At 71.6% G+C, this 14,889-nt stretch carries 12 protein-coding genes; 7 read left to right on the forward strand and 5 right to left on the reverse strand.

The annotated features are described in order from the left end of the window. Positions 1 to 29: 29 nt before the first annotated feature. Positions 30 to 821, reverse strand: coding sequence for a class I SAM-dependent methyltransferase (locus J7E93_RS22660; RefSeq protein ID WP_215071768.1), 792 nt, complete (start codon positions 819 to 821; stop codon positions 30 to 32). Positions 822 to 979: 158 nt separating this feature from the next. Between J7E93_RS22660 and mshA the strand changes: the two genes are divergently transcribed. From mshA to J7E93_RS22675, 3 genes are all read left to right on the forward strand, one after another. Beyond that, the gene (mshA, locus tag J7E93_RS22665; RefSeq protein WP_215071769.1) at positions 980 to 2,323 is read left to right on the forward strand and encodes a D-inositol-3-phosphate glycosyltransferase; all 1,344 of its coding nucleotides are present in this window, start codon (positions 980 to 982) and stop codon (positions 2,321 to 2,323) included. Then, positions 2,316 to 2,810, forward strand: a complete 495-nt coding sequence (locus J7E93_RS22670) for a YbjN domain-containing protein (protein ID WP_215071770.1) — start codon at positions 2,316 to 2,318, stop codon at positions 2,808 to 2,810. Before mshA ends, J7E93_RS22670 begins: the two co-directional genes overlap by 8 nt. A 134-nt stretch (positions 2,811 to 2,944) precedes the next feature. Continuing rightward, positions 2,945 to 4,660: a glycoside hydrolase family 55 protein gene (locus J7E93_RS22675; protein WP_215071771.1), complete on the forward strand. Its 1,716-nt coding sequence runs from the start codon at positions 2,945 to 2,947 to the stop codon at positions 4,658 to 4,660. Here J7E93_RS22675 and J7E93_RS22680 read toward each other — a convergent pair. Beyond that, the gene (locus J7E93_RS22680) at positions 4,650 to 6,020 is read right to left on the reverse strand and encodes an MFS transporter (RefSeq protein ID WP_215071772.1); all 1,371 of its coding nucleotides are present in this window, start codon (positions 6,018 to 6,020) and stop codon (positions 4,650 to 4,652) included. The two genes, J7E93_RS22675 and J7E93_RS22680, sit on opposite strands and share 11 nt — an antisense overlap. A gap of 126 nt (positions 6,021 to 6,146) precedes the next feature. On the opposite strand from J7E93_RS22680, the gene J7E93_RS22685 reads away from it, so the two are divergent. The 3 genes from J7E93_RS22685 to J7E93_RS22695 all read left to right on the forward strand — a co-directional run bounded on the left by J7E93_RS22685 (position 6,147) and on the right by J7E93_RS22695 (position 7,925). Beyond that, on the forward strand, positions 6,147 to 6,905 hold the full coding sequence (locus tag J7E93_RS22685; RefSeq protein WP_215071773.1) for a phosphoglyceromutase: 759 nt from the start codon (positions 6,147 to 6,149) through the stop codon (positions 6,903 to 6,905). 265 nt (positions 6,906 to 7,170) lie between these two features. Further along, the gene (locus tag J7E93_RS22690) at positions 7,171 to 7,524 is read left to right on the forward strand and encodes a hypothetical protein (RefSeq protein ID WP_215071774.1); all 354 of its coding nucleotides are present in this window, start codon (positions 7,171 to 7,173) and stop codon (positions 7,522 to 7,524) included. 74 nt (positions 7,525 to 7,598) lie between these two features. Beyond that, complete coding sequence (locus J7E93_RS22695; RefSeq protein ID WP_215071775.1) at positions 7,599 to 7,925, forward strand: GYD domain-containing protein; 327 nt, start codon at positions 7,599 to 7,601, stop codon at positions 7,923 to 7,925. Positions 7,926 to 7,949: 24 nt separating this feature from the next. Here J7E93_RS22695 and J7E93_RS22700 read toward each other — a convergent pair whose 3' ends face one another. The 3 genes from J7E93_RS22700 to J7E93_RS22710 all read right to left on the reverse strand — a co-directional run bounded on the left by J7E93_RS22700 (position 7,950) and on the right by J7E93_RS22710 (position 14,058). Further along, complete coding sequence (locus tag J7E93_RS22700; RefSeq protein ID WP_215071776.1) at positions 7,950 to 8,579, reverse strand: NADPH-dependent F420 reductase; 630 nt, start codon at positions 8,577 to 8,579, stop codon at positions 7,950 to 7,952. Between the two features lie 141 nt (positions 8,580 to 8,720). After that, the gene (locus J7E93_RS22705) at positions 8,721 to 13,745 is read right to left on the reverse strand and encodes a trypsin-like peptidase domain-containing protein (RefSeq protein WP_215071777.1); all 5,025 of its coding nucleotides are present in this window, start codon (positions 13,743 to 13,745) and stop codon (positions 8,721 to 8,723) included. Positions 13,746 to 13,752: 7 nt separating this feature from the next. Then, entirely contained in the window at positions 13,753 to 14,058 is a 306-nt protein-coding gene (locus J7E93_RS22710) for a trypco2 family protein (protein WP_215071778.1), read from the reverse strand. A 227-nt stretch (positions 14,059 to 14,285) separates the two neighbouring features. Here J7E93_RS22710 and J7E93_RS22715 point away from each other — a divergent pair, with 227 nt between their 5' ends. Beyond that, positions 14,286 to 14,753: a GNAT family N-acetyltransferase gene (locus tag J7E93_RS22715; protein WP_215071779.1), complete on the forward strand. Its 468-nt coding sequence runs from the start codon at positions 14,286 to 14,288 to the stop codon at positions 14,751 to 14,753. The last annotated feature ends 136 nt before the right edge of the window (positions 14,754 to 14,889 follow it).

The raw sequence follows: 14,889 nt of genomic DNA on the forward strand, positions 1-14,889 counted from the left end.
GCGGTCGGGGCGCGCGGGGCGGCGGAGTGTCAGCGGGGCGCGAGTGCCTCCCAGCGCACCGTCACCTCGCCCTGGCGCCACCGCCGGTGCCCGCCCGTCAGCGGCCAGTCCGCGGCCAGATCGCGGACGGCCTGGATCCAGCGCTGGCGCGCACCGAGCGAGGCGTAAGGCGCCGCCGCCGCCCATGCCCGGTCGAAGTCCCGCAGGAACGCGTGCACCGGTTCGCCCGGCACATTGCGGTGGATCAGCGCCTTCGGCAGCCGCTCGGCCAGGTCGGACGGGCGCTCCAGCGAGCCGAGCCGGGTCGCGAAGGTCACCGTCCGGGGCCCGGACCGGTCGAGCGCCACCCAGACGTGCCGCCGGCCGATCTCGTCGCAGGTCCCCTCGACCAGCAGGCCCTCCGGCGCGAGCCGCGCGCACAGCCGCGTCCACACCGCGGCGACCTCGCCCTCGTCGTACTGGCGCAGCACGTTCGCGGCCCGGATCAGCGCGACCTCGCCCGGCACCGGGACCTCGAAGCCGCCGTGCAGGAACGTGAGGCCCTCGCGCTCGTACGGCCGGGCGGCGGCGACCCGGGCCGGTTCGATCTCGACGCCGACGACCTCGGTGCGCGGGTCGGCCGTGCGCAGCCTGGTGAGCAGCTCGACGGCGGTCCACGGGGCGGCGCCGTAACCGAGATCCACGGCGACGGGGGACGTGGCGGAGCGGCGCAGGGCGGGGCCGTGGACGGCGGCGATCCAGCGGTCCATGCGGCGCAGTCGGTTGGGGTTGGTGGTCCCGCGGGTCGTCGTGCCGACGGGGCGGGTGGTGCGCGGGGCCATGGAACGAGCGTAAGCGGTGCGCCACGCCGTCCCCGCACGGCAATGAATTGGCAAAACGGAAATGGATTCCCCTATTCCGGTGTTCTCCCGCTTGGAGGGCGCCCTGTGCTGTCCCCTTTGCCGTGCCCGCTCTGCCCCTCAGCGGAAGGACCGTCGACGTGAGCCAGTACGTGTCCCGGCTCGCCGGCTCCCTGGCGACGCCGTCCAGGCTCCGGCTCCCCGGACGTCACCGGACCCCGCGCCGGGTGGCCATGCTCAGCGTCCACACCTCGCCCCTCCACCAGCCGGGCACCGGGGACGCGGGCGGTATGAACGTCTACATCGTCGAGCTGGCCAAGCGGCTGGCCGCGATCAACATCGAGGTCGAGATCTTCACCCGGGCCACCACCGGCGGCCTGGCCCCGGTGGTCGAGCTCGCGCCGGGCGTTCTCGTCCGGCACGTGGACGCCGGCCCGTACGAGGGCCTGGCCAAGGAGGAGCTGCCGGCCCAGCTCTGCGCCTTCACGCACGGCGTGATGCAGGCCTGGGCGGGTCACCGCCCCGGCCACTACGACCTGGTCCACTCCCACTACTGGCTCTCCGGCCATGTCGGCTGGCTCGCCGCCGAGCGCTGGGGCGTCCCGCTCGTGCACGCCATGCACACCATGGCGAAGGTCAAGAACGCGGCGCTCGCGGAGGGGGACACCCCCGAACCCGCGGCCCGGGTGATCGGGGAGACGCAGATCGTCCGCGCCGCCGACCGGCTGATCGCCAACACCGCGGAGGAGGCCGACGAACTCGTCCGCTTCTACGAGGCCGAGCCCGGCAAGGTCGCCGTCGTGCACCCCGGGGTGAACCTCGACCGCTTCCGCCCCGCGGACGGCCGCGCCGCCGCCCGGGCGCGGCTCGGACTGCCGGCCGAGGCCTTCATCCCCGTCTTCGCGGGCCGCATCCAACCGCTGAAGGCCCCCGACATCCTGCTGCGGGCGGCCGCCCTGCTGCTCGAACGGGACCCGTCGCTGCGCTCGCGCATGGTCGTGCCGATCGTCGGCGGGCCGAGCGGCAGCGGCCTGGCCAAGCCGGAGAAGCTGCAGAAGCTGGCCGCCCGGCTCGGCATCGCGGATGTCGTGCGCTTCCACCCGCCGGTGGGACAGGACCGGCTCGCGGACTGGTTCCGCGCCGCGTCGGTACTGGTCATGCCCTCGTACAGCGAGTCCTTCGGCCTGGTCGCCATCGAGGCGCAGGCGGCCGGCACCCCGGTCGTCGCGGCGGCGGTTGGCGGCCTTCCGGTCGCCGTACGGGACGAGGTCACCGGCTTCCTCGTCCAGGGTCACGACCCGGCCGACTACGCCGCGGTGCTCGGCCGCTTCGTGGACCAACCGGAGCTCTCCGCCAGAATGGGAGCGGCGGCGGCCCGGCACGCCGGGTCCTTCGGCTGGGACACGGCGGCCTCCGGCACGGCGGACGTGTACACGGCCGCGATGCACGATCACCGCCGTCGCGTACGCTCGCACCATGGCTGAGGACGTGCGGCGGGTCATCGAGGACACCTTCAAGGACGCCGAACTGGAATGGGAGTCACCGGAGCCGGGCTCGTACGTGGTGAAGCTCCCCGGCACCCGCAAGCTCTTCACGACCCTCTCCCTCAAGGTCGGCCGCCACTCCCTCTCGCTGAACGCCTTCGTCATCCGCCACCCGGACGAGAACGAGGCGGGCGTCCACCGCTGGCTCCTCGAGCGCAATCTCAAGCTGTACGGGGTGAGTTACGCGGTCGACGGCCTCGGGGACGTCTATCTGACCGGCAAGCTGCCGCTCGCCGCCGTCACCCCCGAGGAGCTGGACCGGCTGCTCGGCTCGGTGCTCGAAGCGGCCGACGGCTCCTTCAACACGCTTCTGGAGCTGGGTTTCGCGAGCGCGATCCGGCGTGAGTACGAGTGGCGGGTCTCGCGCGGCGAGTCGACCCGGAACCTCGACGCGTTCACGCATCTGACCCGGAAGCCGGCGAACTGACCCTCGGTCCCGCACCGTAGGTCCGGCGCCGTACGACCTCTTCCGCACCCCTTCCCTGCCTGCCTTGGTCGTGCCATGCTCGCGCCCGGCGCAGATCTGAACACCGTTCATGTACGTGAAAGGGGCTTCGGGGTATGGCACTCAGCAGACGGCAGTTCGTGGGCGGGGCGGTGGCGGTCGGTGCGGCCGCCACCACCACGGGATTCACCCCCGCACCCGGGTCCGCACCCGGGCCCGCACCCGGGTCCGCACCGGCATCCGGATCGGCAGCCGCATCCGGCTCCGGACCGGCCCCCGTCGCCCTCTGGGAGGAGTACGCGGACTCCCCGTACACCCACCCCCAGATCCCGTACGTCGGCCGCGCCGGCGCCCGCCGCGGCGCGACCCGGCTGCCTTGCCCGCCCGTCGTCTCGAACGTCCTCGCCCACGGAGCCACCCCCGACGGCTCGACGGACTCCGCCCCCGCCATCAACCGGGCCCTCGCGGAGGCGGGGGAGCGCGGCGGCGGCACGGTGCTCGTCCCACCGGGGACGTACCGGATCGACGGCTTCCTCCACATCCGCCACAGCAACGTCGTCCTGCGCGGCGCGGGTTCGGGCCGGACCCGGCTTCTCGCGACGAAGCACCTCACCGAGCTGATCGGCCCGTACGGCTCGCGCTACGGCGGCGACAAGTCCTCGTGGTCATGGGCCGGTGGACTGATCTGGCTGGCCCCGCGGGCCCGTCACGCCTCCCTCGTCGCCGCGATCCGCGCCCGCGCCTGGCCCTTCGAGGGCTGGACCGGCAACAGCCGTGACGAGTGGCGGTCCCTGACCACCGTCCGCCCCGCCCGCCGAGGCGACTGGGCGGTGACGGTCGACGACCCGTCAGCCCTGCGCCGCGGGGACGTGATCCTCCTCCGGCTGGCCGACGACGCGGGCCACACGCTCCTGGAGCACATGGCGGGCGGCGGCCCGGGCCCGGAGGCGTACGTCTGGGACGACAAGACGAAGCTCACCAGTTACGTGCCCTACGAGTGGCCGGTCCGGATCGCCTCGGTGCGAGGCCGCAGGGTCACCTTCGAACGCCCGCTTCCGCTCGACGTCCGCCCCGAGTGGGGCCCGAGGATCGTCACCCTCGCGCAGCCGCTGACGGACTCGGGGGTGGTGGGCCTCACCCTCGAAGCGGTGGAGACGCCCCAGTCCGCGCACCTGCTCGACAAGGGCTACAACGGCGTCACCTTCCAGTGCGCGTACGACTGCTGGGCGGAGGACGTCGTCGTCCGCCACGTCGACAACGGCTTCGGTCTCGTCGCCGCCTCCGCCTGCACCCTGCGGCGCACCCGCGTCGAGGGACGGGGCTCGCACCACCCGTACTTCTGCCGCGAGGGCTCGCACGACAACCTCGTGGAGGACTTCCGTATCGCGGCCCGTACGGTCCCGGCGCCGGCCGGGACGCAACTCCACGGCATCAACGTGGAGGGCCTGTCCAGCCACAACGTGTGGAGCCGCGGGGTGATGGAGATGGGCACCTTCGACACGCACCGGGGCATGCCGTTCGCCAACGTGCGCACGGACATCACGGTCGAGAACACCGGCCGGCACGGCGGCGACGCCTCGGCGGGGCCGCTGTACGGCGCCCGCTTCGCGCACTGGAACGTGACGGTCACCAACGGGCGCGCGGGGCTGGTCAAGATCGACACGATCGCGCCGTACAGCGCGACGGTCGGCATCAGCGAGGTGCGGGAGTTCGACCAGATCGACGTACCGGACTTCGCGGGGGAGCTGCACGCGCGCGTGGAGGCGTACGGGAGTCCGGGGGCGGTGCGCCCCCGGAACCTGTACGAGGCCCAGCGGTCGCTCAGGCGGTGACGGTGCCGCTCGGGGTGTCCGTCTTCTCCACGACGACGGCCTGGGGCTGGGACTCGGCCGCGGGCTGGTGCTCGCCGTCCTCCCCGCCCTCGCGCTCCGTCTGGGCCTCGCCCTGGGCCTGGCCCTGGGCCTCGTCCTCGGGCATGGGGTCGGCGAGCGCGGTGCGCAGCCGGGTGGTGTAGCCGATCGCCGCGAGGGAACCGATCACCGCACAGGCCACCCACAGGACGTCCGGACCGGGCCCGTCCACGACCCAGCCGGCCAGGATCGGGGCGACGAAACCGGCCACCGCCCAGGACATGCCCATCACACCCTGGTAGCGGCCGCGGGCGTGCTGCGGGGCGAGCTTGGCGGTGGCGGCGGCGTTGGTGGGCACGTGCACCATCTCGCCGATCGTCCAGACGACCACGGTCGCGGCGAAGACGACGGGCGATCCGGCGAGCGCCGTCGCGCCGGTGCCGAAGGCGAAGAGCAGCGAGGAGACGGTGAGGAGCATGGCCGGCGAGCGCTTGTCGGTCACCTTGTTGACCAGGAGCTGAAAGCCGACGATCACGACGCCGTTGACGGCGATGACGGCGCCGTACGAGGCGGGGGAGAGGCCCTGGTCCGCCATGGAGAGCGGCAGGCCGATCCAGGGCGCGGTGAAGACGAGGCAGACGAGGAGGTTGAGCAGGACGAGGGTGCGGAAGGGGGCGTCGCGCAGCACCGTGAGCACGCTCAGGCGCTGCTCCTCGACGACCTCGCCCGCCGTGTCGCGGCGGGCCTCGGGACGTGTCTCGGGCAGCCGGAGGAAGACGATCAGCGCGCAGAGGACGGTGGCCACGGCGTCGACGAGGAACAGGGTCCGGTAGCCGAGGAAGATCGCGGCGCCGCCGCCCAGGGCGGCGATGGCGAAGCCCAGGTTGAGTGCCCAGTAGTTCAGGGCGTAGGCCCGGCGCAGCTCGCTCTCGGGGACCATGTCGGCGATGGTGGCGTTGATGGACGGCCGTACGCCCTGCATGGCGACGCCCATGAGCAGGACGACGAGGGCGATGCCCCAGGCGCTGGTGACGAACGCGAGGGCGGCGGCGCAGGCGGCGCCCGCCAGGTGCATGGTGACCATGGTGGGCCGCCGCCCCCACCGGTCGGTGAGAGTGCCGCCGAGCGGCGATCCGGCGACGCCGCCGAGGCCGTGGAGGGCGACGACGAGACCGGCGAACCAGGCGGAGTACCCGAGTTCCTGGGTGAGGTAGAGGGAGAGGAAGGTGAGGACGAAGGCCCCGGTGCGGTTGACCAAGGTCGACAGCCAGAGCCACCAGAAGCCCGGTGGGAGCCCGGAGACGGTCGCACGTGCTGATCGTCTGAGCGAGTCGATGGACATGTGTGGCCGTCCCCCTGGCGTCTGTAAGTCCCTCTGGCGGTGCTCGTAACTTACGCATCTCTTATGCCGGACGCCAGTGAATTGACGGGGAGCGTCAAGCGTCGGGCGTCGATTAGGCTCGGAGGCATGGCCGACGCACCGTACAAGCTGATCCTCCTCCGCCACGGCGAGAGCGAGTGGAACGCGAAGAACCTGTTCACCGGCTGGGTGGACGTCAACCTCACCGAGAAGGGCGAGAAGGAGGCGGTCCGCGGCGGTGAGCTGCTCAAGGACGCCGGTCTGCTCCCCGACGTACTGCACACGTCGCTCCAGAAGCGCGCCATCCGCACGGCGCAGCTCGCACTGGAGTCCGCCGAGCGCCACTGGATCCCGGTCCACCGCTCCTGGCGCCTGAACGAGCGCCACTACGGCGCGCTCCAGGGCAAGGACAAGGCGCAGACGCTCGCGGAGTTCGGCGAGGAGCAGTTCATGCTCTGGCGCCGCTCGTACGACACCCCGCCGCCGGTCCTCGCCGACGACAGCGAGTTCTCCCAGGCGAACGACGCCCGCTACGCGACGATCCCGCCGGAGCTGCGCCCGCGGACGGAGTGCCTGAAGGACGTCGTCGACCGCATGCTGCCGTACTGGTACGACGGCATCGTCCCGGACCTCCTGGCCGGCCGCACGGTCCTGATCGCCGCCCACGGCAACAGCCTGCGCGCTCTGGTCAAGCACCTGGACGGCATCTCGGACGCGGACATCGCGGGCCTGAACATCCCGACGGGCATCCCGCTCGCCTACGAGCTCGACGAGAACTTCAAGCCGCTCAAGCCGGGCGGCACGTACCTGGACCCGGACGCGGCGGCGGCGGCGATCGAGGCAGTGAAGAACCAGGGCAAGAAGTAGTCCGACCCGCGGTCATGGCCCCCACTTGCGGATTCTCCGCGGGTGGGGGCCATGATCGTGTCTGTGGGCCGTCTGTGGGCCGGCCGCGACAGGAGCCGGGCTTTGCCAGGGCCTTGCAGTTACCGAGTGGCACGAATGGTTCAGTCGCCTGAGGCTTGTCTATACGCCCGGGATTGCAACGCCCGGGATTGCACGATTCGAGCGAGCAGCCAGTTCTCCTTCGAAAGCGTGGGAACGCTGCCGCGGGAAATGAACGGAGGCCTGTATGTCCACGCTCATCATGGAAGAGTCAAGGCCCATCAACGCGTTCCACCCTGATGACGGCTCGTACACGTCGTATCCCACCGCCACGGTGAACGTCCAGATCAAGGGCCTCCAGATCCCCCCTCCACCCGAAGGTTGGGAAGTGGTCGTCCACGTCGGGCTCGCCCGCCACGAGGCTGAGCACGCGGAGATAGGGATCATCTCGGTGACCAAGGTGGGCCTTGGGCCGAGTGTGACGTTCGACCCGTGGGAAACAGCGGCCTACGGCCAGATCCTGGGGTTCACGGTGGGGGCTTACGCCCGCCATGGTGCCATGCGGGGCTGGTGGCTCTGGCAGCTGTGGAATACCTCCTGACACGGTGAATGACAGGCGCGGCGGCGATGGGCGTCGCGGGTGAGGCCGGTTCGAGGAAACGAAAGGGAGGCCCGATGCCGCTCTATCTGTCGAGGTTCAGCTACACGCCCGAGACGTGGGCGAGGATGATCGGTCACCCCGAGGACCGCGCGAAGGCCGCCCAGTCGTACATCGAGTCCGTCGGCGGGAAGCTCCACGGCTTCTGGTACGCCTTCGGCACGCACGACGGCTACAACCTCTGGGAGGCCCCCGACAACGTGTCCATGGCCGCGGTCGCCCTGGCGATCAGTGGGGGCGGCGCGCTCAGCTCGTTCGAAACGACCGTTCTCCTGACCGTCGACGAAACGATGGATGCCCTGCGCAGAGCCGAGCAGGTCCGGTACCGGCCTCCTGGGGCGTAGTGGCCGGTGCCCCTGCGGGCAGCCTCACCGGCGGGTCGAGTCGGTGACGACGTCGATGTTGAACGTGACGCTCTTCAGGCCACCGGCGATCCCCATGAAGAGCAGGGCGAAGTGCTCCTGCCCGCGGGCGGTGGTGATGCCGCCGATGTCCAGCTGCGAGGACGTGGGCCAGCCGAGGTCGCCGAGCAGTCCGGCGGTGGTCCGCTTGGCCGCCGCGCTGTCACCGGACAGAAAGACGGTGCTCGCTCCGTCCAGGCCGCCGGGACGCACCATCACGGTGGCGTCCATGGTGCACAGCGTCTTGACCACGGGCGTCTCGGGGAACGCTGCCTGGATCTGCTCTCCCAGGCTGCTGTTGGGGTGGGCGAGCTCCGTGTAGTCGTCGGAGAGGCCGACGCCGACATCGATCAGCGTCTTGCCGGCCAGAGCCGGCGCCCCGATGGAGGCCAGCAGGTCGACGGAGACGGTCCCCGGCGTCGCGTTGACCACGACCTCCGCGTGTGTGACCGTCTCGCCGAGACCCGCGACGGTGAAGTCCAGCTCCTTTCGCTCCTGCGGCTGACGCGACCCGAGGACGACCTCGTGCCCCGCCGCGGACCAGCCGGCTGCCAGTGCTTGGGCGACATTGCCTGTGCCAAGGATTCCTATGCGCATGGGACGACGCTAACGACGCCACCGCCCCGCCGGATCGGACGGAAGACCCAGGCACGGTCGGCAGCAGGACGTAGGCCGATGGTTGCTTGACACGCCAGGCCGTCTCCGAGAAGGTCCTTCGCGATTCCCGGGCGGGCGCCGTCAGTTGCACTCGCCTCCCGAGCGGAGCCGGCCGGCCGCGGCCGTCATCCGCCGAACCTCCTCGGGAGCGAGGTCGGTGCGCGAGAGGAGCGCGGACAGGACGATGTCGGCCTTCTCCGCCGTGGCGTGGTCACTGAGCCAGGTGAGGGCGAGGGAAATCACTCGCCGCGTGTCCTCGGTGGTCAGGTCGGTGCGGGTGAGCAGCGGGCCGAGGACGAACCGAGCCCTTGCGGTCGCCGCGTGCTCACCGAGCCAGACGAAAGCGACGGCGACCGTCCTCCTGGCGTCCTCGGCGTCGAGGTCGGCGCAGGAGAGGAGGGGCCTCAGGAGAAGTGGCGCGCCGGGGGTGGAGGCGCAGCTGTCCAGCCAGTCGAGCGCCATCGAGAGAGCCCGTCGAGCCAGGTCGGTCGGGATGTCGGGGCGGGTGAGGAGCGGGCTGAGGACGAACCGCGCCCTGCCGGTGGTGGCGTGGGCGGTGAGCCACGTCTGGGCGAGGGAGATGGCTCGCCGCGTGTCCTCGGCGTCGAGGTCGGTGCGGGTGAGGAGCGGGCCGAGGATGTGCGCGGCACTGACGACGGCGGCTTGCGGGTGGACCCATACGAGGGCTGCGGCGGCCGCCCGCCGGGCATCGGCGGTGGTGAGGTCGGTGCGGGTGAGCAGGGGCTTGAGGATGTGCCCGGCGTTGGGGGTGTCGGCGTGGCGGTCGAGCCAGCCGAGGGCTGCGGAGATCGCCCGTTCGGCATCGGCGGTGGTGAGGCCGGTGCGGCTGAGCAGGGGCTTGAGGACGTATCCGGCGTGGGGTGCGGCGGCGTGCTGGTCGAGCCATTCGAGGGCTGTCGCGGCCGACTGCCGAGCGTCCTCGGGGCTGAGGTCGGTACGGGCGAGCAGCGGGCTGAGGACGAATCGGGCCTCTGGAGTGACCGTGTGATCGCCGAGCCAGACAAGTGCCGCGGAGATCGACTGCCGAGCGTCCTCGGGGCTGAGGTCGGTACGGGCGAGCAGCGGGTCGAGGACGAACCGGGCCTCTGAAGTCACCGCGTGATAGCCGAGCCAGGCGAAGGCGGCACTGAGCGCCGTACGAACGTCGTCCGCGCTGAGATCGCCCCGGGAGAGTAACGGCTTCAGGAGGAACTGGGCTTTCAGAGTGGTGGCATGGTGGCCGAGCCAGCCGAGGGCCGCGACGGTCGCCCGCCGGGCATCCTGAGAGCCGAGACCGGTGCGGGCGAGCAACGGGACGAGGACGTGTCCGGCATAGGGGCTGGCGGCATGGTGGTCGAGCCAGCTGAGGGCTGTGGCGGCCGCCCGCCGGGCATCGCCGGGGTCGAGGTCGGTGCGGGCGAGCAGCGGGTCGAGGACGAATCGGGTCTCCGGAGCGGAGGCGTGGTCGCCGAGCCATGGGAGGACCAGGGGCACCACCCGCTGGGCATCGCCGGGCGGGAGGTCGGGGCGCGCGAGCACGCGGCCGAAGACGTAGCCGGCGTCGCGCGTGGTGGCATGGTGGTCGAGCCAGATGAATGTCTCGGCGAGCGCTCTTCGAAGGTGGCCGGGAGACAGGTCGGTCCGGGACAGCAGGACGTTGAGGACGTATCCGGCAGCGGACGCGGTGGCGTGGTGCCCGAGCCAGGTGAGAGTGGCGCGGAGCGTCCGATCCACGTCGTCGGGCGTCAGATCGGTACGCGTGAGCAGGGGCTTGAGGACGTACCCGGCTTCGCGGATCGTGTGCCGGCCGAGCCAGGAAAAGGCCACACGGAGGGCGTGTCGGACGTCGTCCGGGGCGAGGTCGGTGCGGGCGAGCAGTGGTTCGAGCACGTGCCCCGCCTCGGCGGTGGGGTGGTGTTCGAGCCAGGCGAGGGCGGCGGATACCGACCGTTGGACGTCGGCCTGCGCGAGATCGGCCAGTCTGAGCAGGCGACCGAGTACGAACGACGCCTTCTCGATCACGGCGTGGTGGTCGAGCCAGGCGAGGGTGGCCCGACGTACGCGCTGGGAGTCGTCGGCGGTCAGATCGGCGCGGGGGACCAGCCGGCTGAGGACGAACTCCGCGTTGACCGCGGTGGCGTGGTGGTCGAGCCATTCGAGGGTGGTGGCCAGCGCCTTGCGGGCGTCGTCGGCGCTCAGATCGGTACGGGTGAGCAGCCGGCCGAGGACCGACTCGGCGTTGGGCGTGGTGGCGTGGTGGTCGAGCCAGGCGAAGGTGGCTCGACGTACGCGCTGGAAGTCGTCGGCGGTCAGATCGGTGCGCTCGAGGAGGGGGCCGAGAACGTAACGGGCCTCCGCGGTGGCCGCATGCCGGTCGATCCAGTCGAGGGCGGCGGGAAGCGCCCGCTGGGCGTCGGCGTGGTCGAGGCCGGTGCGCGCGAGCAGGGGGCCGAGGACGAACTGGGCTTTGTCGGTGGTCGCGTAGTGGCTCAGCCAGGTGAGAGCGACGTGGAGGACTCGCCCGGCGTCGGCGGGGGTCAGATCCGTGCGCATGAGGAGTGGCCTGAGGATGTACCCGGCGCCGGGGGTGGCGGCGTGGTGGTCGATCCAGTCGAGGGCGGCGGGAAACACCCGCTGAGCGTCCTCGCGGCTCAGATCGGTGCGCGAGAGGAAGGTGCCGAGGACGAATCCGGCGCCCGGGGTGGTGCTGTGACGGCTGAGCCAGGCGAGCGCGGCGGAGAGCACCCGCCGAGCGTGGAAGGGGTTCAGGTCGGTGCGCGCGAGCAGCGGCCTGAGGACGTACCCGGCGCCCGGGTTCCTCGTGTGGCGGTTGAGCCAGGCGAGCGTGGTCGTGATGGCCTGCTGTACGGCCTCGGTCGGCACATCCGTACGGGAGAGCAGCGGGCCGGCGACGTAACTGGCCTCGCTCGCCAGCCCGTACTCCTCGAGCCAGTCGAGGGCCGCGGGCACGAGAAGCAGGGCGCCGTCGCCGGGGAGGTGGCGCAGTCCCCGGTGCAGGACGTGGCGAGCGTCGAAACCGACACCGAAGTCGGTCAGCCAGGGGCTGACGACGTGGTCCCAGCACTGGACGGCCGAGGCGGACCAGGGCGGTCCTGAGCAGATGGCACCGAGTGCGTAGCTGCCCACATTGGAGTCGTGGCGCATCAGCTCGCCGATGGCGGGGGCGTGTTCGGCGAACCAGTCGCGGAGCACGGAGGTGACGGCCGTCGCACGGTCGGCGAGAGCGAGCTCGTTGACGAGGCGGCCGATGTTGACGGAGAAGCGGCCGATCGTGCGTGCGCCGGTGAGGCAGCCGGCGAGCAGGGCACGGGTTCCGGCGACGTCCGGCGTGGCGACGGGCTCGGGGAGCATGACCGATTCCATGAGCTGGTCGGCGACGATGTCGTGAGCGACCGACAGCACGCCGTCCTTGGTCTCCAGCCAGCCCAGCGAGGCCAGTGTCGCCACGACGTCCTCGGCCTCCGGCACGTCGCCGGTGGCTCCGGCCAGTGCGGCGCGTGCGGCAGCCACCACCTCGGCGCTGTCCTGGGGGCAGGCTGCCGCGGCGGCCGCGGCGGCCACCAGCCCGTGCGAGGCGCGGGCAGGGGTGAGCGTGTTCGTCCGGCCGGGAACGGTCAGACCGTCCTCGCTCAGCCGGCGCAGCAGCCATGCGGGCAGCTCGCCGCCCGCCCGCAGACCGACTGCCTCGGGGATGGTCAGGTTGTTGGCCTTCGCCCGGCGCTCGAGCTCCCGGGCGACCAGCAGCGCGACGATGGGACGGTTGCCACTGGCCGCGAGCATGCGGTCCATGCCCACCTGACTGATGGCGAGGGGGGCCAGTATCTCCAGCGCGTTACGGGTCACAAGCCGTTGGAACTCGTCGTCCTGGCGCAGCTGCACCTCGTCGAAGACCTCGTACACCAGCGCGCGGTCGGCCTCCAGCAGCCACCCGGGCCGGGCCGAGGCGAGCACGGCCAGGGTCATGCCACGACGGCGGGCCTCGGGGAGGAGCTGATGCCGAAGGGCCTGCAGGTCGAGGTTGGTCTCGTTGAGGTCGAGCACCAGCAGTACGGAACCGGTCTCCGCGAACACCTGATCGGCGATCTGGTCGGTGATCGACTCACTGCGCGTCTGGGGCAGCACGTGGAGCACCCGCCAGCCCTCCTCCAGGGCGAGTCGTCCCACCTCCAGGCCGGTGCGCGTCTTCCCCGTGCCCGCCGCACCCACCAGCAGCACACCCCGGTCCGCCGACATCACCAGCCTGGTGAGCAACTGTTCCGGATCGGCGTCGTGTTCGCTGCCCGGCGACACGAAGGGCAGGCGCTCCGGGGTGAAGTTCTTCTCGAAGTCGCCGAAACCCTCCACGAGTTCCTGTTGGGAGATCACCAGACGCAGGCGGTGTCCCGGCTCGCGACCGGGCGGGTCCAGCCGCACCGCGTGGGGCTTCACACGGTGGGCGCTGAGCAGTTTGGCAAATTCCGGGTCGTTCAAGGCCTCGGCCACGGGTACGGCTTCCGCGCTGCCGGTTCCGGCGGCGGGCAGCCGCTGGGCCTGCACCCCGATGAGGAAGCGTTCGTGGGCGAAGAGGGCCGCCCCCGAGATGCCCTTCCAGGGATCCTGCCCGCCGGGTCCCTTCTCGGCAGGAGGGGAGGTGGTGATGGTGAGATCCAGCAGCCCCGACTTCATGTTGGAGCCGAGCTGCACGAATCCCTTGATCGCTCTGCTGTCCCGCCGGTCCAGTCCCTGGAATTGGGCCGAGGCCGCTCGCTGCGCGAACGCCGGGTACCCGATCGCCGAGAACGGCACGCTGCCCACGCCGTCCGGCAGGCTGCCGAGGACCACCCCCGGCGCCGGAGCCAGGTCGGGTGCGAGAGCGTCGAGACGCAGCAGCGCCAGGTCCTGCCCTTTCGCCCGCCACACGCGGGTGGCGGGAAACGCGTCCTTGCGACCGCCGAGCATCACCGTGCAGTCGTGGTCGGGGAAGTCGAGCAGGTGAGCCGCCGTGAGGATCAGCCTGTTGCTGATCCGGTAGCCCGATCCGTACTCGAGCGCGGTCCCGTGCCTGACCAGGACCTCGGCCACCCGGTTCGGGTCCAGCGGGCTCATGCGGCGGTCAGTTCGCGGAGAAGAGGTCCGAGACGTCGTCGCCGGTCAGCACCGGCGCGCCGGTGTCCGTCTCGGCAGCCAGGCTCAGCCTGACCGTGTGGGTCTCCGCCGACTTGGCCACGCCCTTGCCTCCGAGCGAGACCACCCAGAAACGCACGCCGGCGTTGGCTTCGGCGGTCTTCTCGACCGCGACCTGGAGCTCCAGGTCGATGGAGTCGATCCGGAAACGGACGTCCTGGCCGACCGCGTCGAGGCGCGCACGGCTGATCTCCGAGCGCAGCGACGTGAGCAGATCGGCGAGTTCGATGTTCATGGAATCCCCCGGGACGAAGCGGAGCGACGGGCCGCTGGTGAGCGTGTGAAGTGTCCCAGAGGAGAGGGCATCCGGAAGCCGATCCGCGCACGACCGATCATTTACCGACGAGATCCGGCCAAGCTCCCCCGGGCCTCCGCCGGTTCGGGGGCGCGCGCCGGCGTCGCGGCTCTCGTGCCGAACAAATGCGCGGGCCGGGCTCACGACTGGTCGGTAGCCTCCGCCGCATGACTTCGACGCTCCGACTGGAGAAGATCACCCCCGAGAACGTGGACGCTGCACTCGCGCTGCGCGTCCACCCGCACCAGGAGAAGAACGTCGCGCCCGTCTCGACCTCGCTCGCGGAGGCGTACGCGTTCGGGGACACCGCGTGGCCGGGGCTGATCTTCGACGGGGACCGGCTCGTGGGCTTCGTGATGGCCTTCCTGGACATCGCGTGGGCACCGGAGAAGGACCCCGAGGACCGCCGCAGCGGACTGTGGCGCCTCAATATCGCGGCGGACCACCAGGGCCGCGGGTACGGACGCTTCGCGGTCGACGCGGTGCGGGAGGAACTCCGTCGGCGGGGGTCCCGGGAGCTCCATGTGACCTGGGAGCCGGGGGAGCACGGACCCGGGGCGTTCTACCTCGGACTCGGCTTCCGGCCGACCGGCGAGACGAGCGGCGGCCAGACCGTCGGCGTCCTCGCCATCTGAGGAGCGGCGCGCCCGCGGGCAGAACCGGACAGGGGGCACCCCTGGCAGGGGCCCCGAGCGGGGGGCCTGCTGGCCCGAGGCCCGGGACGGAGCCCCCCGGGCCCCCGGGACAGCGCCCCGTACCCCCGGGGACAGC

This window comes from Streptomyces sp. ISL-36, assembly GCF_018614205.1.
Classification (GTDB): Bacteria; Actinomycetota; Actinomycetes; order Streptomycetales; family Streptomycetaceae; genus Streptomyces.

Excerpts from the sequence above, each read along its gene's own strand:
- J7E93_RS22660 (WP_215071768.1), bottom strand. The coding sequence starts at position 821 with ATGGCCCCGCGCACCACCCGCCCCGTCGGCACGACGACCCGCGGGACC.
- J7E93_RS22670 (WP_215071770.1), top strand. The coding sequence starts at position 2,316 with ATGGCTGAGGACGTGCGGCGGGTCATCGAGGACACCTTCAAGGACGCC.
- J7E93_RS22675 (WP_215071771.1), top strand. The coding sequence starts at position 2,945 with ATGGCACTCAGCAGACGGCAGTTCGTGGGCGGGGCGGTGGCGGTCGGT.
- J7E93_RS22680 (WP_215071772.1), bottom strand. The coding sequence starts at position 6,020 with ATGTCCATCGACTCGCTCAGACGATCAGCACGTGCGACCGTCTCCGGG.
- J7E93_RS22685 (WP_215071773.1), top strand. The coding sequence starts at position 6,147 with ATGGCCGACGCACCGTACAAGCTGATCCTCCTCCGCCACGGCGAGAGC.
- J7E93_RS22690 (WP_215071774.1), top strand. The coding sequence starts at position 7,171 with ATGTCCACGCTCATCATGGAAGAGTCAAGGCCCATCAACGCGTTCCAC.
- J7E93_RS22695 (WP_215071775.1), top strand. The coding sequence starts at position 7,599 with ATGCCGCTCTATCTGTCGAGGTTCAGCTACACGCCCGAGACGTGGGCG.
- J7E93_RS22700 (WP_215071776.1), bottom strand. The coding sequence starts at position 8,579 with ATGCGCATAGGAATCCTTGGCACAGGCAATGTCGCCCAAGCACTGGCA.
- J7E93_RS22705 (WP_215071777.1), bottom strand. The coding sequence starts at position 13,745 with ATGAGCCCGCTGGACCCGAACCGGGTGGCCGAGGTCCTGGTCAGGCAC.
- J7E93_RS22710 (WP_215071778.1), bottom strand. The coding sequence starts at position 14,058 with ATGAACATCGAACTCGCCGATCTGCTCACGTCGCTGCGCTCGGAGATC.
- J7E93_RS22715 (WP_215071779.1), top strand. The coding sequence starts at position 14,286 with ATGACTTCGACGCTCCGACTGGAGAAGATCACCCCCGAGAACGTGGAC.